The following is a 23,512-nucleotide window of genomic DNA, read 5'->3' as shown; positions in this document are numbered from 1 at the left end:
AAAAACTTAGACTTGGTCTTTACCCGCGTGTACAACTTCAACAGCTTCAGAAAAACTTACATGCACGCCTTCTTTCTGGACTTTTGCTTTGTACGCCCGGGCACGATTCACAACCTCGTCATCAGACAGTTGCTGAGGCTCATTAACACTAGCCCCAGCATGCTCGCCAAAATTGACCAGCACCGGCGCTTTTTCCAGCTGCGCCTTGTAAATGGCCAGCGGGGTCTGCGATTGCTTACCGTCACCCTCACCAAACTCAACGGTAGATTCATCGCCAGCCAGCTTATCGAGCATGACCACAGTGGCATCCTTATCCGCTGGCAGCAGCTTGCCTGCCTTAATCAAGCCTTCAGCAAAGCTGACATGACCTAAGTGCAAGGTTTGTTTTTTCGCCTCTGCAAAGCTGGCCACCTGTGTGGTCAGTGTTTGCTTATCGGCTGCCAAAGTCTGGTTTTCGGTAGTCAATGTTTGCACTTGTGCTTTCAGCGCATCGAATTGGGCTTGTTCATGGGGTGTCATAGGTTCTCCAGGCTCACTGGTTTCAGAAAAGGAAATGTTTTTCGGTTTATCGTCATCATCTTGTACAGCGCTGATTTGCAACTGCTCAATTTGATATGCAGGCAAAATTCGATCAGCCACCTCAATACCAGCTGCGCTAATGATCCAATCCTTGATATTTCGGAATAAACCGGCAATGGTCATCTGGTCCCAGTCGGCGAACTCGACCACGCCTTCGGCATCATCTGCAAAGCTGACAGATTTGAGGCCCTTAACGGCTGGTGGGGTGGCTCCTAAAAAGCCAATGTGTTTTGGGTAATAAACACCAGGCACAGGATTGCCAGGGGAATCTGGGAGGTAAAAACGGGCAGAAACTTTTTTGTATTTGCCATCGTTGACGATCTCAGCAAAGTCGGCATCCACCTGGTGCGGGATCGCCTCCAAGCGTTGCGTTTGCTCGTTGAACTGCACGGCCTTAACCCAGCCATATGCTGGATCGTCCATTTTTGGATGGCCGACAACGAGAGGAGCATCATGCAGCTCTGGTTTGTAGGCAGCAGCCGTTGCACGCAAATGATCGGCAGTGACGTGCACAACCTTGCCGCTGGTGTCGACATGCTTGCCGGGTTTGAAGAATTCGATTGGGGCTGGATTAGTCATGCCTCCATGTTAGAGGCAGGGGAAACATTACTCGATACTGACGTGTGTCAGGTCATTGCGGGAGAGGTGAAACTGCAAACAATTTACCACGGGACAAAATTGCGGTCAAAACTATGCACGCGCATGGGGCAAAAATAGCGTTAACCCCCCGTTAAAAATTGAGAACGGAATTTTTTAATACCAATATAGCCTGAAACTGAGAAAACGCGTTTAAAGCGCCAAAATTGCACATGCTATTTTGGCTTGATTTGAGATGCCAAGAACAAGTTCAGATCCTCAATGATAGTTTTACGCTCTTGAGGGTAAAGCTGACCATCACGTGTGACAGGATAATATGGTCGGGCGGGAATGGTGACTTTATGATTTTTGCCAGCCATACCTCCCCACATGTGAAGGGCTGCATAAATCATAGTATTAAAAACAGAAAGCACATTGTTCATCACTGATATGTGGTTTTGCCGTTTAAGATCGCCAGTCTCACCAATCAGGATTTTTTTATTGGCCAGCTTGGATGCGCCCTTACTGTTTAAACGGCCATCTTTCTGAAAATTGCTTTTACCCAGGCGATCAGCCAATGCATTGTAAGTCGCTTGGGCCAGTGGCTTCCAGGGCGTGCCATCAGGAGCAGTGCTGGTTTCAAATCTTTTATTGATTCGATAAACAATTCCTTCGCCTAGATCAAAAAGGAACGCATTTAACGGCCCCTGATCAAGAGTACCTAAACGATTTAAAAGCGCTCTAAGCTCAGCATCATCAACTTCAATTAATCTATCCAAAATGACACTCTCTTGATTTTCTCTCTTAAAAGCCGATAATACTGATTACTCTTTGGTTGCAGTGCTCGAGCGGTTAAAGTGCATACTGTGCATACGTAGGTTCGATTCCTACCTGCGGCCAAAGACCTTCACTACCTGCCAGTCACCACTGTTCACTTCTGCAGCAATACTCACATCGTCTACCCTAAACGTGGTTAATATCAGGTTCATGCCTGCACGCTCTGATCTTTGCGGATCAAACTCAATGGCTATTTTGGCCGGGCCTTTTTCTTCAGCCACAAAAATCAGTGTGTCGTTCCTGGTATCGTAATAAATTGCACCTGGCTGGCTTAACCAGGTAGGCACGTTGCGCCACTCATCAAAGGTTAACGCATTACCAGCTGCCTGGTGCCGGGCCTGCTTGGCCCCAAACGGCAAATAGTTTGGTACCGCAATCTCGGCGCTCACTGGCATAGGCTTATTTTGTGCGGCCAGCCAGTCAACCACGTCGACCGGCATGGCCGCTAAAACCGTGTAGCCGCCATCTGGCCGCTGAGCTGCAGCCAGCGCATCCAGTTTGTCCCACCAAAGCTGCTGGCGTTCTTTGGCGATCACCGGCGCCAACTTCTCCCACATGGCGGCACCAATCGGCGCATCCAGCTTGATCAGCTTGTCGTCAATAAACGACTGCATGGGTTTGGTGACACTCGCACCAGGTGCGTAATCAAACCCTTTTCCTATGCCCACATAAGTGCCGGTTTTAGGATCCAGCGCTTGCCAGCCTGGTGGCGGCTCTACAATCTTCGCGCCCGGGCGTGCTGCGGTCACCCAGCAATGGCAACCAAAATCATTAATGGGGAAATGTGTTTTCCAGAAAATGTGATCATGCGGCAAGGTCACACCATTCCAGGACACATGCACCATACGTGGATGCTCTACGCCATCCATATGGTGATACGTCCACAATGGCCTGATCTTCAGAAATTCTGGATCGGTCAGCTGCTTATAGCGGCCAGCCGAGTAACTGGTGGCCATGTTGGTCTGGTAAATAATGCGCGTGCGCCAGGCTTCACCGCCTTTGGTTCCTTGGCCCGTCCACCCGGTCCAGCCGCGGGCTTTGACTATTTGCTTAAAGTCGCGCCGGAACTCCTCTATGCCCTTGCCATCACGAATGGCTTTTTTGATTGCGTTATTCAGATCCTGCAACAAATCGGCATCAGCCGCCCCAGCCACAATAAAGGCCTTATCGTGGGCAGACTTGGTAATGTCATCCCAGCGATCACTGGGAAGATTCATTTTTTGCTCAAAGAACTGCAGCTGCTCTTTGAAAGGGGTGTTAAAGCCAAACTGCATTAGGCTTCACTCTCATCAACTACATCACTCATGCCCTTGAGTTCAGCCAGGGCAAAAGCTGCTGCCATGATGTTTACCAGACCATCTTCACCCAGCTCGGCAAACTCAACAGTCAGCTGCTTTTGCAATGCCGTTAAATCTGCTGCCTGGTCGACAATCCCCTGCAGTTTTTTAACGGTGGCCTGCCATTGGCCAGAAGAGTGTTTGACCAGGTCATCTTCAAGTTGGCCAGTAGGGCTTGCATGAGGCTCGGCAAAAGAGGCTTGCTGCTGATTATTGTCTGGGCCCGGGGCGTTTGCAGGATCATTGGCTGCAGATTCTGTCCACTCACCGCCATAGGTCTCTTGCACGTATTGCAGCGTAGGCTTGAATGGCCCCAGCTGCTTGACCTTGATATCCCGATCGGCACGCTTATCGAGATCCTCTGGCTCTTCCACCTCACGCCATACAGTTGGGTAAGCCGCACCTGCAAAATTCCAATCGGTCAGCCAGCGCGCTGGGCCTGCGTTAAAACTCATGCAGATCACATCAGCGTCGGCCTTGACGATATCCAGGCGAACATCACTCTGCAGCTGGTCGTTACCGAGCCGCCCGGGTGTGCCCTGGGTGCTGGCTGTTTGGCCGAGGATCACCTGGGCGATCGCATCATCCATCACACGGACCATAGAGGCATAATCCGCTGCGCCACTGCGGGTGGCTTCAAGCAGGGTAATCGCCATGCCTTCAGGGGTGATCACCGCGCTATCGTTCTGGATATCTCGCAGCGCGTTCAGCAGCTTGTCCTGTTCAGTTTCCTCCGTGCCTCCAGGGTAAGTACCATGCGCCGTTGGCGTACCAAACTTATCCAGAAACTTCAGCCAGAACTTGATGCCGCTGCGTTTGAAAAACACCGGCCAGTAAAGCCAATGTGCCAGGCCAAGGCCATATGGCTCATCGTGGTGATCAGCTCCGCACGAAAAATACCAGAACTTACGCTCGGGCAAGATCTCGCCCATAGGCTTTTGCATGGTCTTCAGGCGCAGGGTCATATCCGGGGCAAAACCAAAGCGGCGACGGTCGCGCACTTTGATCGCCCGGGGAATAATGCGGCTATTATCTTCGGCCCAAATCGCTTCAGCGACCGCATAGCCGTAATACACGCCATAAAGCATTTTCTCGGTGATATCGTCAAACTGCAGGTTATTGAGCTGCTCGGTTAAAAACTCAGCGGCCTTTTTATCTACCAGTTTATTGCCCCCGGGTTTCACATTCCAGCCACGGCTAGTCACTGCGCTAAAGCGCTGCGCCAGGCAGGTTTTTACCTTATCGTCGCGCAGTACTTCCTGGTAAATGCGCAAATCACCGGCACCCTTGAGCTGCAGCAGCTTATCTTGCGGTGCCAACAAGGGCAGGTTATCAATAAAGCCCCGGGTGATATCGCGGCCATCCTGCGTGGTGGCTATCTCGTTTTTTTCTGGCTTGGCAATTTTTTCGTCGGCCATGATTTACCTCACATATATCCATTGGTGCTGCTGACTGATTCACGCTCGCCAGCAGATCGAAGTGTTCCAATACCGTTACCGCGCATATAAGCGATGACCCAAAGCCAGTACAGCGCACAAAGTCCATCATAGTGGTGGCCAGGCTGTTTTTCAGGCCATGCATCTAGTTCAGCAAGTAACATAGTTAATCCAGATGCAAACTCTATTCTTGTATCCATAGGATCTGTGATCCAAGGTTCCAAAGAGTCCGTTCTAACTTCTTGCTCAACAGTTGCAGTCAGGCCAATCAAAGGCACAACCATGCCTTTTTCCATACCAATTTCTCTAACTCTCAAGCGCATGGCTTCATAGGCATTATTATTTTCAAACCCAATGGCCTGGCAGCGATGATCCCGTTGAAATTGAATGATGTCAGCATAGAGCTTTGAGGGTACACGTCGCTTAATTTCTGCTGTGTGCACATGCAAAACACCTTTCTCTTTGCTCCATGCTCCACCAAGAATGGCAGAGGGGTCCGAGGTCTCACCCTTACCCATAGAAGGGTCAACACCTCCAAACTCAAGCCAATGAGATAAGATGCTCACAAAGTACTTGATAGGGGAAAACACTTTATCCTCATCACTACGTGGCTCCCCTTGCATTTCAGTGCCAAAAGCCTTTGCGTTTTTTGCTTTTTGTCGCATCAACCAAAACAGGCTTCGCACTTGCGGCCAAGATATTTCAGCGCCTTCATCCATCTTGGTTTTATTGGCTAAGTAAAATTTATAGGATGGGAGCTCATCATCAGTAAGAACAATGCCATTTGCACTGGCTTCCTGCTGTGCAATCTTGTCATTGTTAAGCATTAATTCCTGGCACTGCTCCCACAGGTCCATATTCAGTGGCAGTTTTACGATTGCCCTAAAATGATGCACCTGATGGCCAATAGCATTCTTTGCCCGACTGATAGGGTCATTTTTGTTAAGCACTGTACCAACACCAAGAAACTTAACGTTACCTTCAGGTGGCCCAAGGTAATCAATTGCTTTTTCAAGCCAATCCCAACGGTTGTCACATTCTGTCGGGCTTTTTGCTTCCTTATCCGTGATCAGGTCATCGCCCAGGAGTAATTTCGGACGACTTGACCCGTGGAAGGTACCGCGAATCGCCTGCTCAGCACCGAAGGCCTCGCATTTAACGCCAGTCTTGGTAGTAAACTCGCCAATCTTCCAGTTTTTTGTAGCGCCACATGCTTCAGGAAAGTCCAGTGCCAAAGCAGCATTAGAAGTTAACTCTACTTTTACCACCTCAAGTAACTTGGTTGGCAACTTGGTTTCTGCACCAAGCATAGTGATGTAATCGACAAAAAAAGGTGGATCACCTTCCCAACCAATTTCAGCGCGTATTGATGGCCGTTGCAGCAAACCGATCACTGATACAAACACTGGGCCAACTTTAGTTAGAATTGAGGACTTCGCTTCACCACGCGGCGCAACCCACCATTCCTTTGCGCCATTCCATTGCATCAAAATTTGAGGCAACCGTTTAAAGATATGGCCATGAAATTGTGAAGCAGGTGGCCTGATGTGATGCCGCAAATAGGTATAGGCAAAAAACTCAAAGTCGCCATTGAGCACACGTTTTCTGCGTTCTTTGATTGCCTCTTTTGAAGGGTCCAAGCCGATTTTATGCGCATCTATATCGCGTCGAGTCTCGGCAACAATATCCTCAATCTCTTTAAGAAAGTCCTTCTCAGTGGTTTGGCTTGCCATTAGTTGTATGCCTTGGTCAGTTCTTCAGCAAATGGGCCAAGAATGTCGACAAACGCTGCCTGATGTTGAGGGAAATTTGTCCGGATAAACTCATTCTCACGCTTAAGAACATCAGTTGCCACAGCAAGCTTATCTGTCTCCGGCATTAATCGACGGCTTGCGGCGAGCAGCTTGTTGTACGCATCTGCAAGGCTGGCCAACATATCGACCTTGGTAGCCGGAGGCATATTTTCTGCCTCTTGAATGGTTTGTACAGTGGCCTGCACCTGCTGCACAACCACCGCTAATGTCTGACGCACGACGTCCTCAATGCCGCCACCAGCGATCATCTGTGCGCTGCGAGCTTTTTCCCAATCATCGCCCGCAACCTTATCGTCACGCTTCCACTTACGTGCAGTGGCAAATGGCACCTCATTTTTCAGAGCTGCCATTTCAAGGGATAACTGGTCGAAAATGTAAGCCGCGCGAACAGCGCGGCGAGTTTCCTCACTGTGTGCCATGCTTGATTTCTCCAGGGCTTGGCCGACGAACGCCAGGCGTTTGTGACTTGCCCAGGGCAACATCAACACCACGCTCAGAAATTGATATGGCATCCAGCTCCAGGCGTTGAACCAGCCCCATTTCTGCTAGCCATTCAATCTCAGAATCAAACAGATCAGCGCTACAGACATAACCCGTCTTTTCCACTTGATCACGCAATGCGCGGCGATTAAGGGTATAACCGCTGGCAAAGAACAGGGCCAACAAAATAGCCAGGCGTCTGGCTGCCGCTACAGTTTCCTGGTAACTCATTTCCGCTCCATCAAGGTTTCATGGATTAATTGCAGGGTATTAGTTGCCCCTTCAAACTTGCCCTCAAGCCGACTCACGCAGTCTGATACCTGGTTGATCTTGTCGTAAACCTTGCCGATATCGTCATGCGTGGGGGCTTTGTCTGCTTTCACTTCCAGCCTGGCAATACGTTCACCGTGCAAGTCAATTTTCGTATCGATATCGTTTTCCAACTTGCCGATCCTCTCGTTAGTGACCGTATCCTTTTTGGACATGTACACGTAAAAAGCCAAGCCACCGGTGATCAGAAACTGAAACACCTGAAAGCCAAACTTTAAAATTTCCATCCAATCCATCAACGTAACCCTCGCATATCCTTACTCTCTTTAATTCCCTGGCAAATAATGCAACGGGTTACACCCTTGATTTTCTGCCGCTCTTTGGCGATCTCTTCCCCGCAGTCTTCACAATGTGAATATGCGGGTTGTGTTATATAAGCAATCTCTTCGCGCTTGGCTGCAACTACGCTGTCGCGCTCCCTGGCCTCCATATCCGAGGCAAAATCAAACTGCCGTGACATGCGTCTACTCTGTAGGCGAGTCCAAGCCGCATACGCGCCTGTCTTCAGCCACTATTTCTTGGCAGAGTCCGAGCTGTTTTGTGATTTCGTTGGCTCTGGTGTAATCACTGTAAATCTCTGCTGAAACAGTTGGAGAAAGTTCGCATCTTGCTTCTGCATCACCACTGCCGGTGCCGGGCTGAGCCGGGCCGCTTTGACTTGTACTGCCTTGGCTGGCTGCGGCTGCGGCTTTGTTGGCTGCGACCAGCAACCTGGCATTGCCATTACGCAAATCACGCTCAACAGCGTCAGTTTTAACCTTTTCACGTGTCTTCTCCTCTTGATAAGCCTTGTCCTTTTCAGCCAGTCGTTTTTGATGCTCTGCCTCATCTTCCCTGGCTTGGGTCTGCAGCCGGATAATTTCAGCATTGGCGGTGATCAGCTCCTGGTTATCAGTGGCCTGCCATTTGGTCATGGTTTCTGACTCGCCCAGCTTGTGGCCACGCTCAAACTGCTGCTGACCATAGGCATACAACAAACCAACAAGGGCGAAAACCACAATGCAAAAGAAAATCCCAATCAACCAGGTAGGGATCAAAGGCTTGGTGGTTAACTCATCGAGCGAAGTGATATTCACGCTTGACCCCCTTGGATGATGATGCGGCCCCAGCCGCTATAGCGAGGCTGGTAAATATTCATGATTCGAAGCGGGTAAGCGAGGTTTTCTTTACAGTGCATGACGTGGCGCCGGTTTTTGCCGCAGAAGGCATCGATCTCTTCACGCGTGGCCATGCGCTTTGCTGGCGCCATTAAAGCCTCGCGTTGCCACCAGCCCAAGCCGCCGTTATAGGCTCTGAGTGTTGCCCAGAACCGGTCGTAGTCATTCAAGCCCCACACCCGCGCATACAGCCATTTATCGTATTGCACCAACGCACGCATGGCCCATGTCGGGTTTTGTGGCTGGCATTGATTGGCAGGGGTGCCGCTAGACTCACATAGCCACTTTGCGGTGGCTGGCATAAACTGCGCCATGCCCTCTGCACCAACTTTGGAAACTACAGCCGGTTGCCAGGCAGACTCCTGGTGAATTTGGGAAGCAAACAAAGGGATAGGGGCATTTAAACCCCACTCAGCATGGGCGATGCGCGTTAACTCGCTACGGTATTTGATGGCGTTTGACGGTACAAATCCAGCGGCTTGGACATTGGAGCTAAATGCGAGCAACACGCCAACCAAAATGGCCACCATGTAGGCCACCATGAATTTCCAAAGGAAGTTTGCGCCAACGTGGTCAAGCAGATACCAGGATAATGAGTCGCGCTCTTGCATTTATGCCCCCAAGCTCGCCGCCAGCATGGCAGCGGCAATGATGATTGCTCTACGCAACATAGATGCAGCAAAAACAAGCTGCTGTGTTGGCTCTACCGACTTATCCGGCACGTACGGCCCACCAATACTAAATGGCCTGCACATAAACGCATCTGGCCGCGCATAGGGGAAAGCGCTGCGATCAATCCAGTAGCCGATACAGCCAGCCATCGTGATCAGCGATAGCTTGTAAAGCGAGACGGGTAATTGTTGAGGGGCAACCTGATAAATGATCACCAGCAACAACACGGTTACCAGTAACCAATCAGTCATGCGGGGCGCTTTAACAGAGAGTTTTTTCATGCCTCAATGTTAGAGGCTGAGGGGATATAACTCGACACTGACACGTGTCAGGTAAAGAAAAGGGCCGCGAATGCGACCCCTTTTTTACAGCCTACTGCCAAACAATCTTGCGGTCAACTGCCTTGCATTTTACTTAGCACCGCCTGTGTTTGGGCCTTGGCATGCGCGATCTGGCTCATAGCCAAACTATACCCTTGCTCGCGGCCATCGTTGAAGCCGCGCACGTAGGCGTTATCGCGGGCGATATTACCCAAGGCCACAAACGCACCTGGTGGCGGCTTGCCATTGTTGTCTGGCACGGCAAACTCATTGCAAAACGCGATGATAAACGCCTCTAAAAAGGCTTGCGGGGTGACTGGCTCATTAGGGTTAACCATGATGCACCTCCGCCTGTGGGAAAACGCCATCACGCTTGGCCTGAAAAATCACCTGACGCACATGATTCAACGTGCGGCCAACGGTCACACAAATCACATCACGCGGCACACCATCGGCCTCCATCTTGATAATGGTTTCGCGTGCCTGGGCTTTTTCCTGGCGGGCCAGCATGTTGCGCTCACGTTCAATAGCTCGCGTTAGCTTATCTTGCGCCCTGATCTGGCCGCGCTGTGCCAGCGTTAAGCGCTCAAACAAAGCCAGCATCATGCGGTTTTGCTCGAGCAGCTGGTCGCGCAGCACGCCGATCTCACGGGCGAGGCTTAGTTGTTGCTGCTGGCTAATTAAATCTACACCTTGCTGATGTGCTGCTAGGACTTTACTAGACCAAGTACGGAACTCAGCAGCCCGTGGCGTTTGAGCAAAGAATCCCAACTTTATGCAACCGGTTGCAGAGAAAATACGGACTGTTCGAGCTTGACCCTGCACCGTCAATTTGACGGCGCAGGTATCTTCTACCGTAAATTCGTCACTGTGACGCTCAAAAATCTTAGTGACACGATTACGGGCATTTGACTGATCATAACCAAGACATGTACCAGCTTGTTCAGCTGTTAACCATTTTTGGCCATGATGTTCTACTACGTTGAGTGGGGTGCCATAAAACTCGGCGGGGGAATCTTGAATCATCTCTTGCTCCTTTGAAGGGAAGCACCCACGGTGGCCGTGGGCGGCCAGGTGCTTCAAACCGGCAAGAGTCGGCGGACGTATTCGCGGCAAGCCGCTATTTTATTAGTCGCACACCCGGCCATAGAAACTATGGACGAAAAAAAACCACATCTGACGGGCGCGGAACCGCTCTTGCTACTCGTGTTTGAAGCACTTGCAGCGGATTCTGCGCTTTATTTGGTATGGTTGTCAACTAGTCCTGCCAGGAAGTGACAATACCGTTTTCTGTATAAACATAAGCATCGCCGTAAACATGCTGAATATGCACACCATATCTCCCTACGTTTCTATTTTCATTTTCTGGGAATCCCCATGAGGCATACAAATTACATTTGGTCATGCCTAGCTTAATCACTTGTTTTTTTATGTTATTCACATCAAACTTTAACTTCCTTTTTTTAACCTCCCCGACCAACATTTTAGGTGTTAGCCCAGTGAACTCTCCCCGTAAAACTTGTCCATAATCCATGCAAAACACGTCTGTGTCAGCGGTCTTAATACGATTAAGAATATTTTTCTCTGTTGCCTGAATATAATCCTGCACACGCTTTAATTGTTCAGGTGTTGGTGATTTATCCTCCTGTTTAGGGTCATAACCACCACCTGTATAGTTCTCTGGATCATAGCCACCAGGCTCATCTGCAAAGCAGCTTATTGAAACAAAAGCCAAAAGTAGTGCAATTTTTTTCATAATGTCTCCCCTTAAAACAGCGCCTGCTGGCGTTCATCAATCATATTGGTTTCTTTGAGTATCCGCCAGATATGGCGATCACTCAGCTTGTGCTTAATCGCCAGCGCATCAACCTTAACGCCCGCCAGATAATCGCGCACAATGCCCTGATTGCGGCGCTTGATCAGCGCGGCGGCATTGCTGGGGATGTAAATATCCCGCGATGCGCCAGCAGCTTTGATCAGCCCCATGAGCAGCACTTCGCCGATCACCGGCACAAAATGATGCGTACCAACATTGCTCAAGGCTGGCAGGCGTTGCGTAGTCCCGCCGAAGGCCTCAACCAGGGCAAGTGTAGCGGTCTCGCCAATGGCGTCTATCATCTGCTGTAGGGATTCAGGCAGGTCAGTGTTAACGTTTTGATTTTCCACGTCTGATATCCTCAAAACCTTTAGGCATAAGCACCATTCCACATCGATCTGCGTGAGCGGTGACTGATTGAATATCTAGCTCGTTGGTTAGATCATCAAGAAACGCACTATCAATCACCTGTTTAATCACTGGCGGCTTACGGTTTAACAGTGCCCCTACCAGGTAACCAAACCCAAAAAACGCCATCGCCTCAACTACTTCAATCACAATCATGTTTGCTCCTGACGTTTCACCAGCGCGGCAATGACTGCCCGCAGCTCCTCGGCCTCGCACCACTGCACCCGATCACGGCCAAACATCCGCTTGGCAACGCCATCGGCATAGCTCCAGGGCAGCTTCATGTCAGCCAGCAAGGCACCGATTTTGCCGATCATGCTCTGGTTGGTCTTTTTAGCCGCTTTGGGTGTGGTCGTTTTAGTGTTTTTCCAACCACGCGCCCTAAAGTGCTCAAGCAGCTTAATGCGCTCTGCGTAGTCGAGCTGCGCGCTGCTATCTGTGCGGCCATTGCTCATCATTCGGATGATGCTTCGATAGGTATCATCATCTAGCCCGAGCTGGGCCCGGGCGATATGGATCTGTGCGATCTGGTTGTTGCGGTTATTGTTCGATTTTTTCATAATGCTTTTATGCACCTATCTAAACCTCAACTGGACGCGATTACAAAGATTGCGCGCAACCAGCATGACGACATTGCGCCAGAGCTGATTGAATACCTGCTCGAGCATGGAATCATTGAGCCTGAGATTTTTGGTTATAGGCTGACTGAGTTTGGTGAACAGGTTTGCATTGAGACTAGCCAGGACCAAAGACAACTGGTCAATGACATGGGCGATAAGATCGGCGTAAAAAAACGCACGCATTTCAGCGCCGACGATGATCTTAGCCAGGTTAAGCGCAAGCCACTGGACCCAAGCCCAACCAAGGCAAAGCCGAAAACTCGTTACAAAGATATCAAGTAAGATCATTTGGCCACCTCTGTCCATCTAGGCACGCCGTCGACAAACTCAACATAGGCGACAGCAGCTAACACAAAGAATCGCCCACCTGTTTTTTGTGCAAGCCTAACGGCCTCGGACTCAGCCATTTTGATGCATGGCTGTACACACCGTGGTGGCCGAGCCAGAACGTTAACCGGCATGCCTGGCTCGCTTTCAGCATTTGCGACCATGAAGAATTGATCGGATTCGTCTGCGGTCATGACAATTTCCTAATGAACCTGACCAGTTGTGATTTTTACGATCAGCGGGATTGCCATGCCATTCACAGTCAGAGCGAACCCAAAGAAGCCTTCGCCATAGTTGGGGAGAGGCTTCCATAATGGCTGGTAGCCTTTCTCCTCGGCTAACACAAGAAACTCAGCAGGCTTGAGGCCCATCACTTCGTTATTCAAAAACTGAATAACCTCATCTGGCAGCATGTGCGGTGGAAAAGTTGCTGGCAGGCTAAAACTGATATTGAATTGCATAATCACTCCAACGCCAGAGGACTCTGGCCACTAACACCACGGTTTAATTCTGCTTTTGCACCCTGGGCAGCGCCCGCTGCAAAGTCATCAAAAGCACGGTTACTCATGCGGGTACCATCATTCCGATCGCGTGGTTTGGTCTCGTTAAGTTTTGGGTACCGCTTGCTCATGTAGGCCTCAATGGATGCGGTCTGCTGATCATTTAAAACCAGCGCGGTGATCTTTTCTGAGGCGGTCCTTACCCAGCCCTCGCAATACAGATCCGCGCGCTTGGTTTTGGTCGCAGCCTTGCAGCGCTTGAGCTTTGTTTTAATAAACTCAGCTCGGGCTTTTTTGCATTGTCGATGCAGCACCTGAAACGCGTAGCTAGCGATCTCTGAGGAAACACCACAGCCGATAAAGACATATTCAGCGCTTAAGAAGCTGCGAAAAATCAGCCTGCAGCCGCATGACTCAGAAACCACTTGCGCTAACCAGGCCTCCCAATTTGCAGGCTTTTGATTTGCTGATCTGGCTGAAAATGAAGAGACCTCAGCTGCCAGCACATCATCGTCATCGATGCTGAATTTCTCCATGAGGGCCTGCGCCTGGCGAAGTGCTGCAGCAGCTTCATGCTCATTGGCAGACTTGGCCAACGCCAGGCATTTTTTGATTTTGTCGATCGCTTCTTTTTTGGTCATGTCGGTCTCCGTTAAACCATCCACATCAGGCCGCTGTTTAACGGCCTGAAATTGAGGGTTTAAGCTGTTACTGGCTCTGGTGGTACTTCCTTTACAACCAGGTAACGCGTGCTGGTGATAAAGATGTCATCGCCGGTCATGGCTGTTGGGTGATCGAGGCGGCGCTCAAAGGCTTTAGTGTCAGGGCCACCATTCAAGCCTTTATCCCAGACTTCAACCACCACTTTGAAGCTGCTTGTATCAGCATTTTCTACACGTACTTTTTTGGTCATTACAATCTCCTAAGTTTTAAGTTGGTGTGAGCGCCTGGGCAAGGTAATCACTGAAAGGACACCCATCGCTCACTGCTATGGTTACGCGCCACTCATAGCTTGGCGTCAGCACTACCCAGGGGGTAATTGGTTATTTGTTCGGTTGGATTTAATAACTGCAGCCACATCAGGATCCAGCTGTGCGGTCGCAATCTCGCTGATCGCATACTCAGCCTGGATCTCGTCTAGGCGTGCTTCATAACGCGCCGTGCCAAATACCATGTGTCGCCGTACCAGCATGTTTAAAAACACCAGGTCATCGGCACGGCGCTGATCTTGCAGCGTGTCGCCATGCACTGCGAGGATGGCCGCAGCACGTTGGTGCAGGGGCGTATGGGCGCAGGCGATATTGTCGAGGGCTGACATCAGATGTCCTCCGCGGAGCGCTGATTAAAGCTGCTGCAAACAGCGCCTGCACGCGTGGAAAAACGGTGCGTTTTACAATGGGCCCCGTGGTTGGTATCGAGGCCGCTGCATTGGCCACAGGTCCCGGCCACGCCCTGCGCTCTGCGCTCGGTGGATGTGATCCACTTCACGCGGTGGCGTTGTTGTTCGGTTAAGGTGCCGCATGGGTTGGCTTGCATGGTTATGCGGCCTCCTGCTCAGCGTCATCATTCTTGAGCAGAGCGGTGACGAGCTTGTCGACGTTGCTGTCCGTGGGTTTGATCACCACGTCATCTGTGTCTGCGACCACATTGCAACCGATCCGCTTGAGTTCATCGACTGAGAGATTGCCCACGGCGTCTTTGCTGATGCTCTCTTTGGTGACGATCAGCAAGTCTGCTTTGTCAGGGAAATGCTTGCGGATGAGCTTGATGGATTTGTCGATATCGGGGATCTCGATGCAGCCCTTTTGTTTTGCAAAGCCAAATTTAATGCCGTGGATCGTCCATGTGCGTGGCTTCTCAAACAGCTTGACGTTGTCTTTAAGCAGCGCCTCAAGCTTGGCCTCGGCCTCTTTGGTTGCGTTAACCGCATTCTTGATGGCTGGCAGTGCCTTGCGGTTAAGCTTGATAATTTCGTGATTAAGGCTGGTCACCAGCTCGGCCAACACGCTGCGCTCTTTGGAGTACTCCTTGGCTGCGCCTTCGATTAATTCTTTTTGATTACTCATAGTTTTATCCTTATGCGTTGATATGTAACTGGCCGATTAAATCGCCCAGCGGTATGTTGCCCAGCGTGCTGGCCAGCTTGAGGCTGGTCAGGGCACGATGGCGTAAAAAGTCGAGTGTTTCTTCCAGCTCTTTCTGGTTGCTGGCCACAAAATAACCAGACTTAGGGTGTCCGCATATGGCGGTACCATCCTGGCGGCACTCAGTCACCAGCTGGCGAATCTTTCGCTCTGGAACACCGACTTTTACCCCCAGCGCACGTGACGATATCGCCTTATCTTCACCGCAGTGATTGACCATCACGGCCAGCAGGTCATGCTTGGTTTTCTTTACCATCGCTTGCTCCTTGTTTAACGGTTTCCCGCCAGTTTTTTGGCGGCGTAGATTTAGGTTTTCTGGCTGTAGATGCCACCACAGCATCTCTAGCGGCAGGCTTGTCTGCGGTGTGGTATTCGCCATATTTGCGCCCTTGTTCGTTGGCCCGTTCTGCCTGGCCACTAGCCTTGTTGGCATAACCGGCGATGATCTCCAGCAGGTAGCCGTGGCTTTTCATGGGTAGGGTGAGTTTGTCGCGCTGCGCCAGTACGGTTTCAATCGCTTGCTGCCAGTAGGTCTGCGGGGCTGGATACATGGTGCCGTTGCGTGTGATCTGGCCGGATTTAACCATTGGAACCATCTCCTCGAGCAGCTTGGCCAGGCGGGCCATGCTCAGCGCCTGCTTGGCAGGCTTGAACAGATTGACGTAGCGGATAAGTAAGCTTCCGATCTCGGTGAGCTCAAACGCCTTGACCACCGCCTGGCGAGCCGCGACATCGTTCATGGCGGCTTCTAGCGGGAATTCAGCTTGGCAGACTGGGCAGACGAGTTTCATTCTTTAATCGCCGGTTTGTTAAATAGGGTATTTGAGAAATTAACGCCCTTACAAAATGAGATCAGTTCTTTGCTATCAGCCTCAGTTAATTCGATATCTTCAGCGGCCAGACCCATCAGAATCATGTGCCTGTCACTGGTGATGGCGAATCTCACCTTGGCAGCGGGACGATCATGCTTGATTTGAGTTTGATGGATCTTGTCGGCATCTTTCTGAACCTGTTCGACTGGATGACTTTTCGTAACTGATGTGGCCAGTGCTTGCGACATTCTTCCAATATCGTCATTGGTTTCTTGCGGAGGTTGCGGTGTAGAGGCATTTTCATCTTTGGCTCCTGGTTGTTTTTCGATATGTGCTTGCTTAGCCACAGGCGTTGTTTTAATAGTGGAATCACTGTAGTTGCTCCCACCTTTGCGAGTGTCATATATCTGATCTGCAGTCCAGCCGTCTTTTAAGTTCCAGGTGCGTTTGCCGTGTTCGTTTTTCCCATGCACCACAAGGCCACGCTCAAAGAAGGATTTAACATAGTTGCCTATATCAGCCGTGCCTACCAAGTCACTTAAAAGTTTGGTGGTTGCACCTTGATTAGCCTCAATGTGCTTGAGTATCTGATAGGACTTAGGCTTATCTGAATAATCAGGGGCTGGATGCGCAACAACAGGTTCACTTGGCGTATCAATGACTTTTTCAATTTCGGCTACGACAGTATCAACAGCAGGTGTCTGGCCAAAAATCGGCGGATCATAATTCGGCGTTATATCTTCTGGCAGTTTTGTATTTGTTGACTGCAAAAAGTCTTTACCGGCCTGAGTGATTTTCCAAAAGGCGATGTCACTTCCGACCCCTGGTTTACGTTCTTTGCGATCAATTTCTACCAAGCCTTTTGGCTTGAGTGTTTGTGACATTTCCAAGGAAATATCTCTAGAGGTGACAGCCTCTTTTGATAGCTTAAAAATCTCGGCGCATGGCAGTGCATAAGAGCTGGCATTTAGAATTTTTAAGATTTCTATTGCCAGCTCTTCTGGTGGATTATTAAGTTGGTCCAGCACAAAAGTATTGAAGGCCATGATTATTTGTCTCCCATCGCAAGGTGCAGCCGATAAGGCTTACCTTTACTGGCCTGGGCATACACCACGCGCTTGTGGCGTTCGCAGCTCAAGTACTCGCCGCCTTCTTTGCGGCGCTCTATGGTGAACACGGTCTGCTCGGAGACATCGCGAGGCAGGCAGTTGAGGATGCCTGCGTCGAGGTTGCTTTTAATCTCTACACGACTGCCTTGTTCTGTGACGTAGTTAGCGATTGAGCAAAGACCAAAAAAACCAATCACTGCCACCATTCCAGCTTTAAAACCTTTCATGATGCGTTCTCCTTTTTTACCTTTTGTGGATTGACAATCACGCACACACGATCAGCAGGGCCAATCCGCTTCATGCTGACAGACGCTGCATCTGCCCAATTGGGTGCAATGACCTCCATGCGGCACGTGCGTGATGGCATGCCTGTGGTTACCGCTGTGACTGATACATCAAACCTGTGCATTTCAACTTGTTGCATTTCAGCTCTCCTTATGTGCGCAGCTCTGGCAAGCCTGGTAGTGCTGAAACATGGCGCCCTTACGTGCGTGCGGCATTGGGCGGCTCTGGCGGCTTTTGCAGTCGTCTGCAGTGATCTGTTTGTTTAAAAATGGGCAGGCGCGGCGAGTCATCAGCGGGCGCAACACCGCCTCGATCTTTTCAACACCTGCAGGATATTTGCCATTGAGATACAGGCTCATCGTGCTGCGGTTGTATTTGCCCGCTGTAAGGTCAGCCAGTGCTTGCGTGCTGTTGTCTAAGGCAAACTGTTTTGCCCAGGCGTATACCTCTCCCATGACATATAAATTCATTGGGTACCGCCTTTCGGTGATACTGCCTTCATGGGTCCTGTAGCTTGTTCAATTTCATAAACCTTGGCAGTGTCAGGGCAATACACCTGGTTAAGGCTCTTGCGCCAAACTGGCGCAGAAACTCCGCAATCAATAACCAGGCTATAACGGTGATGCCCATTGCTGGTAAGTGCCTTACCTGGCTGGCGGCGGGTCTCAACTTTTAAAATGCCAGCCCTAGCCAGCGCGTTTAAGTACTTGCGCAAGTTGCTCTCGGCATCTTTCTGACTCCCGTCAGCCAGCGTATTAAGCAGGCTCTCAAGCGTGGCGCTTTTACGGTTGCGCATGACCCACCATGCCTTGGCACGCAGACCACCAGAGTTCATGCGGCGGCGTGGGCTGGTTTCAATTGCACGTTTGCGGTTTTCAAGCATCAGGCCTGCTCCTCAATCATTTCGATTGCCTCAACATCCACGCCACCGGCACGGCCCTCAACCTTTACAATCACGGCCCCGCACATATCCCATGCTTCGGATCTGGTAGTGGTATAGATGTAGTCTGGTCGACCAATAATCGGGTGGAATTTGACACGGGTACCCACTGGTACCTGAGCGTTAAATCTATCTGCTGTGATCTGACGTTTCATGATTACAGAGTCCTCCCTACGTCCTCGCACAGGCGTAATTTCTGGACCATTTCACCGGTGATGACATCGGTTTTATTGACTCTAGCCAGGCCTTCCAGTGTTTTAATGGCGCTGTTTAAAATACGGTACCGGCCACAAGACTGTTCAAGTGCCCGCTTGATGACGGCATCCTCCAACTCAACCTCACAAAGGGTTTGCATGTAGAGTTTGCAGTTGTCAAAGTCAGCCGGTTTAAACTCTGGCTTGGCCGTGATCCGCGTATTGATGTGGGCCATTTTTGCGGCTGTAAACAGATTCTTTTCAGTGGTGTGGCATACCAACACCAACATGACACCAGTCTCTTCAGCCAGGCCGCGCAGGTATTCGAGTGGTTTTGCGCCACCCTTGGCCGCATGCTGGGCTTCATCCAAGATGATCGATGTGTTGTTATCAGCCAGCTTGTTCAAAATGGCGTTATATTTTTGATACTTGCGGGTTTCTTTAACGCCCAGCCGATCGGCCAGATAATCACCGATAAAAGTGGTGTTCATGTCTGGGGATCCGCGCATGTAAACCGCATTGACTTCACTACCAAATCGGTCGACCGCTGCTGTTTTTCCGCACCCTGGCTCACCACTTAAAAGCATGATCCTGGCTTCATCGCTGCCTGAGTTTTCAACTGCAGCCACAGCTGCTTGAAACACTCCATAGTTTGCCGTCTGTACAAATTGTTTACGCATTGCTACACTCTCCTTACTAGTTTTGCTCTAGTGCTACAAAAAGGCCGTTGGTTAGTTGATAGCTAACCTGCGGCCACCTCATCTGTGTCGTCGTTGTTTCCCTGCTGGTAGATCATGCGTTGCACGTCCAGGTAGGACATTTCAGCCTCTTTCGCTTTAGGCTTAATCTGCAGTACTTCCAGTGGTTCAGGCTTGGCCTGTGGCGGGATAACGAATACTTCTGTTGCTTCGCTGTCGACCGTGTTGCCGAGTTCTTGCTGGGCATCCCGGGCTTTTTTCTGCAGGGCAATCACTTTGCGCTCTACGCGCTCTGCTCGCAGGTGATCGATCATTGGTTTAGGGAATGCGTCGACTTTATGGCCATCCCATAGCGCCTCGCCCAGGTAGCGGCCATCAAGGCGGAATACCCATACTTTGGCGGCGCGGTGAATATCAAACCGCACGATGACGCGCTCACCTTCAGCCAGTAGATTGACCAGCTGCGGCATGGCATATTGATAATTAATCAGGCGGATGACACCGCGATCCGGCACGCGCTCCTCTTGCGGCATCCACAAGCTTGCAATTTCATCCTGGCTAACCCCTACATCCAGGCTGTCAGGATCCAGCTTTTGTGCGTACTCAGCATTGGGTGTGTTTTTAATCATGCTGTGTTCGCGCTGGTTGTAATCCTCGATACACAGCTCCAGATCGATCAAGAAGTCGTCCCAGCGCGGCAAAATGGTTTTTGGTTCTTTCTTGTTCAGGTCTTTAAGCATGCGGTTTATTGTGTTTTCATCGCCGCTGCCGCCCTGAAAGGTTGGGTATGTTCTGGCCAACTCAATCAGTGTGCTTCCCCAGATACGCTCAATGATTCCGCGCCCCTGAGGGTTACCCGGGATGCCGGTTTCATGCGCGATACCGAGTCGGCCAAGTGAACCATGTACGGGGTGATCAAGCCGCTTTGCCGTCTGGCCAGAGCCGTTATCCGAGTAATAAACCAAAGGCCGCGCACCTGTGCGCAACATGGCATCACGTAGCGCTGCACTCACTGCGACGCAGCTCTCTGCCATGTCGACAGACCAGCCGACGATCTTGCGGCTTACCCAGTCCAGGATCACAGTCACCTCTGGCACAAATGGACGTCCATGTATCGGGTGCTGAATCTTGGCTTTAAAGCTATGGCCATCGCCAACCCAGATATCGTTGGCTTTAAACATGCTCACATCACGGGCTACGTATGGCAGCAGGCTGCGCCATTCGCTGCCGGTGACACGGCCACGATATTTCACGGTGACAGGGAGCCGTTTTTCAATGCGGTAAAAGGTGTCGACTGCTGGCTGCTCTAGGCCGTTTGCCTCAAACCATGCCGCGCTGTTACGCCATGCAGTCATCACAGGCGGGCGGTTTGGGTGGCAGAAGTGGATTAAAAAGGCTTTGATCAGGTAAGGCGGGTACTGCTCCTCCTGACGCTGGCCAGGTACCAGATACATGCTCACATCGCCCTGCAAGCGGCCTTTATCGTAGGCCGTATACATCTTTTGAAGCCGTGAAACCAGCGCATCATAAGTTTGGCCACCGGCACGCGGTTTGGTGTAGGTAATATTGGCGGCATCAACAATCTCTTGCGGCGCCTCTCCCCTGAAAATGCCTTCGGCCAAGGCCATGATCACCTTACGTGCGCTTTTTTGGCTGCTCACCATGCCTGCATCTATGGCTTTGCATAACACGATGCTGGCATCACGGCGCTCACGCTCTTTGGTGGTCAGGTCAGCGTCATTTCTGGCTTTCCGATTAAGTCCAGCGATCACTACTGCGCCGGTCGACGTATATCTTGCATCGCGCACTGATGGCATCTGGTTTAAAGTGCTGGCCACAGCCGTGGTAGCTGGTTTTATTGTGCCTGCGACAACTGCACCAAGTACTTTGTCGCTGATCAGCTTGATGACTGCTTTTGGTGGCTGGTATTCCATGCCACCACCGCGACCAGAACGCTTACGTGATGGCCAGTTTTCACGCTCGGCTTTTTCACGCATACGCCGGTCAGATGTTGGCAACTCTGGCAGCTTCATTTCTGCAATCTCAAGTGCTGTGTACCAGTCTTTTAAGTTCATGACTGCTCACCCAATGCTTGCCTGACTTGCTTGATTTGCTTAGCCAACTCTTCGCGCATGTGCTCAAGCTTGCCCAGCTGCCAGTTAAGATTCTCACGGCCAACAACCAGACGTGCGCCCAACATCTGCGCATAAAAATTCAAGATGCTCATGCCTTCGGTCGCCATATCAAAAGCAATCGCTGTATCAATCGGCGGCATATGCTCTTCACGACTCTCGGCTGTGTAGGCATCAAGCATGTGCTTACTGATATCACGCCCGAGTAGCTTGCTCATTTGCATGGCTACTTGATAACGATCACACCCTTTAAGGGCATCGCTCATCACATTAGCAATCTGCGCACGGCAAGCTAAAACACCAGCTATCGGTGCCACTGCTTGCGGTACCTCAAATAAATCGCCAGTCTTTAAGTCGAGTTTTTTCATGCGGCTTGTTTAACCCCCGTTAACCCTTTTACATTGCTTTTGTTTGTAACGCCTGTATCATTCTTTTTTGCGTAATAGCTATGGTGGCGGCCAATTCCGCGCTCGCCACGTCCGCTTTTTGGCGTGCCATTGGCGTGATAGCGGCTAGGCCAAATGCTTTGCGGAGTCACGCCCAGCTGCTCTGCAAGTACGCGCTCGGCTTTTGGGTATGGCCTGACTAATGCCTGCCTCAGATATGAGTCGCACATACCAAGCTCACGCGCCACACGCGTAATGGATGTGCCACGTTTTTTAAATGCGGCGATCACATCGGCAGGATGCCAGTCTGATGAGGCTGGTTTTTTTGGCATGTTTAATATCACATTCGTTTTTGACATGTCCGAACTTTAACGCGTCAAAACTCGGCTGTCAATACGTCCGAGTTAAGTTTTTTGATGTTTTTATTACAGGATTCGTAACGTATTGATTTATATGCGTTATTGTTTAACTTGGACGCAAAAACAACGTCCGAGTTAAACGTCCGACTTTACGAAAGGAACTCGGACGTGGGTATTTCACGAAAATTGCTTGAATTGATTGGTGAAGAGACAGTCCAAAAATGGGCTGAAAGGCATGGCTTGGCTAAGCAAACCGTGCATGAGTGGATAAAGAACGATAGGACGCCAGGCAAGAACAGCTTAAATATGCTTATTCAAGCCACGGGCATGCCTGCAGATTGGTGGCTATCGCCTCAAGACGATTCTTCTAACGTCGAAAATAAGGCCGAATATAGGCTAAGAGATCCAGCTAACGAGCCTACAAAGCCTGTTGCAAAGCAAATGCCTGTTGATTTGTATATTGATAACTACGTTGAGGTGCGCGCTGCAGCTGGACATGGCCAGTTAACCCCTACAGATCAATTAATATTGCAGCTTAAAGTGAATGCGGCCGATTGGCGCCGCTACATTGGCCTGGATCATAAACACGTCAAATTAATCACTGTCCACGGCGACAGCATGAAGCCAACACTATCTCATGGTGACCAGGTAATGGTAGACACTGCCTGCAGCAGCTTTATTGATGATGCGATCTATTGCATCCAACAAGGGGAGAATCTAAGGTTTAAGCGCATCAAGCTTAATTTGGATGGCTCAATTATCGTCAAAAGCGATAATGAAAAGGAAGGGTTCCCGCCTGAAATATACTCAGCTGATGAAGCCTCACATTTCCGTGTGATAGGCCGAGTAATCCCGTTAAAGTTTGGTTGGTTTGAAATTTAACGGTTTTGTACCAATAAAAGTGCAAAATTTATCTGTTTTGCTCAATTCCTGATAATTTTTGCGCCAAATTCTATTTTGATAAAATATCGCTGTAAGCCTTATTCCATCCCACTTTGGCCCAAATTTTCCCGTTTAATCCCGTATACCAAATAACCCACCCCCTCACATAATGTTGATGAAAAAACATAATGACTCTCAGCTGTACCGAATGCGTATCTTCTACGCATAGTACAATAAGAAAAGGGCTTAGGATTCAACCTAAGCCCTTGATTCTATTGGTGGCCCCTCTGTGAGTCGAACACAGCACCAACGGATTATGAGTCCGCTGCTCTAACCAAGCATGAGCTAAGGGGCCGGAAAGC

Annotated in this window: 38 protein-coding genes and 2 tRNA genes; 3 read left to right on the top strand and 37 right to left on the bottom strand. The window is 50.3% G+C overall.

Annotated features, from left to right (window positions below):
• Window positions 1-6 precede the first annotated feature (6 nt).
• Both ACT53G_RS12120 and ACT53G_RS12115 read right to left on the bottom strand, forming a co-directional pair.
• A complete protein-coding gene (locus ACT53G_RS12120; protein ID WP_476169522.1) occupies window positions 7-1,158 on the bottom strand; it encodes a hypothetical protein in 1,152 nt (383 codons plus the stop codon).
• Between the two features lie 233 nt (window positions 1,159-1,391).
• Complete coding sequence (locus tag ACT53G_RS12115; RefSeq protein ID WP_476169521.1) at window positions 1,392-1,934, bottom strand: phage virion morphogenesis protein; 543 nt, start codon at window positions 1,932-1,934, stop codon at window positions 1,392-1,394.
• 54 nt (window positions 1,935-1,988) lie between these two features.
• Between ACT53G_RS12115 and ACT53G_RS12110 the strand changes: the two genes are divergently transcribed.
• Window positions 1,989-2,055, top strand: a tRNA-Ser gene (locus ACT53G_RS12110).
• Here the strand turns inward: ACT53G_RS12110 and ACT53G_RS12105 are convergent.
• The 16 genes from ACT53G_RS12105 to ACT53G_RS12030 form a co-directional block, all read right to left on the bottom strand.
• Window positions 2,043-3,266 (bottom strand): phage head morphogenesis protein, encoded by a 1,224-nt coding sequence (locus tag ACT53G_RS12105; RefSeq protein ID WP_476169520.1) that lies wholly within the window; start codon window positions 3,264-3,266, stop codon window positions 2,043-2,045. The two genes, ACT53G_RS12110 and ACT53G_RS12105, sit on opposite strands and share 13 nt — an antisense overlap.
• A complete protein-coding gene (locus tag ACT53G_RS12100; protein ID WP_476169519.1) occupies window positions 3,266-4,747 on the bottom strand; it encodes a DUF935 domain-containing protein in 1,482 nt (493 codons plus the stop codon). Before ACT53G_RS12100 ends, ACT53G_RS12105 begins: the two co-directional genes overlap by 1 nt.
• 8 nt (window positions 4,748-4,755) lie before the next feature.
• Window positions 4,756-6,498 (bottom strand): hypothetical protein, encoded by a 1,743-nt coding sequence (locus tag ACT53G_RS12095; RefSeq protein ID WP_476169518.1) that lies wholly within the window; start codon window positions 6,496-6,498, stop codon window positions 4,756-4,758.
• Window positions 6,498-6,998: a DUF1804 family protein gene (locus ACT53G_RS12090; RefSeq protein WP_476169517.1), complete on the bottom strand. Its 501-nt coding sequence runs from the start codon at window positions 6,996-6,998 to the stop codon at window positions 6,498-6,500. Before ACT53G_RS12090 ends, ACT53G_RS12095 begins: the two co-directional genes overlap by 1 nt.
• Window positions 6,985-7,290, bottom strand: coding sequence for a VpaChn25_0724 family phage protein (locus ACT53G_RS12085; RefSeq protein ID WP_476169516.1), 306 nt, complete (start codon window positions 7,288-7,290; stop codon window positions 6,985-6,987). The genes ACT53G_RS12090 and ACT53G_RS12085 overlap by 14 nt, the downstream gene beginning before the upstream one ends.
• Window positions 7,287-7,625, bottom strand: a complete 339-nt coding sequence (locus ACT53G_RS12080) for a hypothetical protein (protein ID WP_476169515.1) — start codon at window positions 7,623-7,625, stop codon at window positions 7,287-7,289. The genes ACT53G_RS12085 and ACT53G_RS12080 overlap by 4 nt, the downstream gene beginning before the upstream one ends.
• Window positions 7,625-7,849: a TraR/DksA C4-type zinc finger protein gene (locus tag ACT53G_RS12075; protein ID WP_476169514.1), complete on the bottom strand. Its 225-nt coding sequence runs from the start codon at window positions 7,847-7,849 to the stop codon at window positions 7,625-7,627. Before ACT53G_RS12075 ends, ACT53G_RS12080 begins: the two co-directional genes overlap by 1 nt.
• Window positions 7,850-7,853: 4 nt before the next feature.
• A complete protein-coding gene (locus tag ACT53G_RS12070) occupies window positions 7,854-8,465 on the bottom strand; it encodes a lysis system i-spanin subunit Rz (protein WP_476169513.1) in 612 nt (203 codons plus the stop codon).
• Window positions 8,462-9,157, bottom strand: coding sequence for a transglycosylase SLT domain-containing protein (locus ACT53G_RS12065; protein WP_476169512.1), 696 nt, complete (start codon window positions 9,155-9,157; stop codon window positions 8,462-8,464). Before ACT53G_RS12065 ends, ACT53G_RS12070 begins: the two co-directional genes overlap by 4 nt.
• On the bottom strand, window positions 9,158-9,469 hold the full coding sequence (locus ACT53G_RS12060) for a putative holin (RefSeq protein ID WP_476169511.1): 312 nt from the start codon (window positions 9,467-9,469) through the stop codon (window positions 9,158-9,160).
• 143 nt (window positions 9,470-9,612) lie between these two features.
• A complete protein-coding gene (locus ACT53G_RS12055; protein ID WP_476169510.1) occupies window positions 9,613-9,876 on the bottom strand; it encodes a hypothetical protein in 264 nt (87 codons plus the stop codon).
• The gene (locus tag ACT53G_RS12050; protein WP_476169509.1) at window positions 9,869-10,564 is read right to left on the bottom strand and encodes a BRO family protein; all 696 of its coding nucleotides are present in this window, start codon (window positions 10,562-10,564) and stop codon (window positions 9,869-9,871) included. The genes ACT53G_RS12055 and ACT53G_RS12050 overlap by 8 nt, the downstream gene beginning before the upstream one ends.
• Window positions 10,565-10,796: 232 nt before the next feature.
• Entirely contained in the window at window positions 10,797-11,294 is a 498-nt protein-coding gene (locus ACT53G_RS12045; protein WP_476169508.1) for a hypothetical protein, read from the bottom strand.
• Window positions 11,295-11,305: 11 nt separating this feature from the next.
• A complete protein-coding gene (locus tag ACT53G_RS12040; protein ID WP_476169507.1) occupies window positions 11,306-11,704 on the bottom strand; it encodes a Mor transcription activator family protein in 399 nt (132 codons plus the stop codon).
• Window positions 11,685-11,918 (bottom strand): hypothetical protein, encoded by a 234-nt coding sequence (locus ACT53G_RS12035; RefSeq protein ID WP_476169506.1) that lies wholly within the window; start codon window positions 11,916-11,918, stop codon window positions 11,685-11,687. Before ACT53G_RS12035 ends, ACT53G_RS12040 begins: the two co-directional genes overlap by 20 nt.
• The gene (locus ACT53G_RS12030; protein ID WP_476169505.1) at window positions 11,915-12,322 is read right to left on the bottom strand and encodes a phage protein GemA/Gp16 family protein; all 408 of its coding nucleotides are present in this window, start codon (window positions 12,320-12,322) and stop codon (window positions 11,915-11,917) included. The genes ACT53G_RS12035 and ACT53G_RS12030 overlap by 4 nt, the downstream gene beginning before the upstream one ends.
• A gap of 9 nt (window positions 12,323-12,331) precedes the next feature.
• Between ACT53G_RS12030 and ACT53G_RS12025 the strand changes: the two genes are divergently transcribed.
• A complete protein-coding gene (locus tag ACT53G_RS12025; protein WP_476169504.1) occupies window positions 12,332-12,664 on the top strand; it encodes a hypothetical protein in 333 nt (110 codons plus the stop codon).
• 2 nt (window positions 12,665-12,666) lie between these two features.
• Here the strand turns inward: ACT53G_RS12025 and ACT53G_RS12020 are convergent, their stop codons facing one another.
• From ACT53G_RS12020 to ACT53G_RS11935, 18 genes are all read right to left on the bottom strand, one after another.
• The gene (locus ACT53G_RS12020) at window positions 12,667-12,903 is read right to left on the bottom strand and encodes a hypothetical protein (RefSeq protein WP_476169503.1); all 237 of its coding nucleotides are present in this window, start codon (window positions 12,901-12,903) and stop codon (window positions 12,667-12,669) included.
• A gap of 9 nt (window positions 12,904-12,912) precedes the next feature.
• Window positions 12,913-13,170: a hypothetical protein gene (locus ACT53G_RS12015; protein ID WP_476169502.1), complete on the bottom strand. Its 258-nt coding sequence runs from the start codon at window positions 13,168-13,170 to the stop codon at window positions 12,913-12,915.
• Between the two features lie 2 nt (window positions 13,171-13,172).
• The gene (locus tag ACT53G_RS12010; protein ID WP_476169501.1) at window positions 13,173-13,850 is read right to left on the bottom strand and encodes a DUF7168 domain-containing protein; all 678 of its coding nucleotides are present in this window, start codon (window positions 13,848-13,850) and stop codon (window positions 13,173-13,175) included.
• 59 nt (window positions 13,851-13,909) lie between these two features.
• Window positions 13,910-14,122, bottom strand: a complete 213-nt coding sequence (locus ACT53G_RS12005; RefSeq protein ID WP_476169500.1) for a hypothetical protein — start codon at window positions 14,120-14,122, stop codon at window positions 13,910-13,912.
• Window positions 14,123-14,233: 111 nt separating this feature from the next.
• Window positions 14,234-14,527, bottom strand: a complete 294-nt coding sequence (locus ACT53G_RS12000) for a hypothetical protein (protein WP_476169499.1) — start codon at window positions 14,525-14,527, stop codon at window positions 14,234-14,236.
• On the bottom strand, window positions 14,527-14,745 hold the full coding sequence (locus ACT53G_RS11995) for a hypothetical protein (protein WP_476169498.1): 219 nt from the start codon (window positions 14,743-14,745) through the stop codon (window positions 14,527-14,529). Before ACT53G_RS11995 ends, ACT53G_RS12000 begins: the two co-directional genes overlap by 1 nt.
• Window positions 14,746-14,747: 2 nt before the next feature.
• Complete coding sequence (locus ACT53G_RS11990) at window positions 14,748-15,275, bottom strand: hypothetical protein (protein WP_476169497.1); 528 nt, start codon at window positions 15,273-15,275, stop codon at window positions 14,748-14,750.
• A gap of 10 nt (window positions 15,276-15,285) precedes the next feature.
• The gene (locus ACT53G_RS11985; protein ID WP_476169496.1) at window positions 15,286-15,609 is read right to left on the bottom strand and encodes a hypothetical protein; all 324 of its coding nucleotides are present in this window, start codon (window positions 15,607-15,609) and stop codon (window positions 15,286-15,288) included.
• Window positions 15,587-16,144, bottom strand: coding sequence for a hypothetical protein (locus ACT53G_RS11980; protein ID WP_476169495.1), 558 nt, complete (start codon window positions 16,142-16,144; stop codon window positions 15,587-15,589). The genes ACT53G_RS11985 and ACT53G_RS11980 overlap by 23 nt, the downstream gene beginning before the upstream one ends.
• The gene (locus tag ACT53G_RS11975) at window positions 16,141-17,211 is read right to left on the bottom strand and encodes a hypothetical protein (RefSeq protein WP_476169494.1); all 1,071 of its coding nucleotides are present in this window, start codon (window positions 17,209-17,211) and stop codon (window positions 16,141-16,143) included. The genes ACT53G_RS11980 and ACT53G_RS11975 overlap by 4 nt, the downstream gene beginning before the upstream one ends.
• Before the next feature lie 2 nt (window positions 17,212-17,213).
• On the bottom strand, window positions 17,214-17,501 hold the full coding sequence (locus ACT53G_RS11970; protein WP_476169493.1) for a hypothetical protein: 288 nt from the start codon (window positions 17,499-17,501) through the stop codon (window positions 17,214-17,216).
• Between the two features lie 198 nt (window positions 17,502-17,699).
• Window positions 17,700-18,029 (bottom strand): hypothetical protein, encoded by a 330-nt coding sequence (locus tag ACT53G_RS11965; protein ID WP_476169492.1) that lies wholly within the window; start codon window positions 18,027-18,029, stop codon window positions 17,700-17,702.
• Entirely contained in the window at window positions 18,026-18,442 is a 417-nt protein-coding gene (locus ACT53G_RS11960) for a hypothetical protein (protein WP_275356219.1), read from the bottom strand. The genes ACT53G_RS11965 and ACT53G_RS11960 overlap by 4 nt, the downstream gene beginning before the upstream one ends.
• Entirely contained in the window at window positions 18,442-18,654 is a 213-nt protein-coding gene (locus tag ACT53G_RS11955; RefSeq protein WP_476169491.1) for a hypothetical protein, read from the bottom strand. Before ACT53G_RS11955 ends, ACT53G_RS11960 begins: the two co-directional genes overlap by 1 nt.
• 2 nt (window positions 18,655-18,656) lie before the next feature.
• Window positions 18,657-19,373 (bottom strand): AAA family ATPase, encoded by a 717-nt coding sequence (locus ACT53G_RS11950; RefSeq protein WP_476169490.1) that lies wholly within the window; start codon window positions 19,371-19,373, stop codon window positions 18,657-18,659.
• Window positions 19,374-19,435: 62 nt separating this feature from the next.
• Window positions 19,436-21,466, bottom strand: a complete 2,031-nt coding sequence (locus ACT53G_RS11945) for a transposase (RefSeq protein ID WP_476169489.1) — start codon at window positions 21,464-21,466, stop codon at window positions 19,436-19,438.
• Complete coding sequence (locus tag ACT53G_RS11940; protein ID WP_476169488.1) at window positions 21,463-21,891, bottom strand: hypothetical protein; 429 nt, start codon at window positions 21,889-21,891, stop codon at window positions 21,463-21,465. The genes ACT53G_RS11945 and ACT53G_RS11940 overlap by 4 nt, the downstream gene beginning before the upstream one ends.
• Entirely contained in the window at window positions 21,888-22,241 is a 354-nt protein-coding gene (locus ACT53G_RS11935; protein WP_275356214.1) for a helix-turn-helix domain-containing protein, read from the bottom strand. The genes ACT53G_RS11940 and ACT53G_RS11935 overlap by 4 nt, the downstream gene beginning before the upstream one ends.
• Before the next feature lie 195 nt (window positions 22,242-22,436).
• On the opposite strand from ACT53G_RS11935, the gene ACT53G_RS11930 reads away from it, so the two are divergent.
• Complete coding sequence (locus tag ACT53G_RS11930) at window positions 22,437-23,150, top strand: S24 family peptidase (protein ID WP_476169487.1); 714 nt, start codon at window positions 22,437-22,439, stop codon at window positions 23,148-23,150.
• A gap of 276 nt (window positions 23,151-23,426) precedes the next feature.
• On the opposite strand, the gene ACT53G_RS11925 is transcribed toward ACT53G_RS11930, so the two are convergent.
• Window positions 23,427-23,505: transfer RNA gene (locus ACT53G_RS11925), tRNA-Ile, on the bottom strand.
• Between the last annotated feature and the right edge of the window lie 7 nt (window positions 23,506-23,512).

The organism is Methylophilus sp. DMC18 (assembly GCF_056314005.1).
This window is presented reverse-complemented; position numbering and strand designations above follow the sequence as displayed.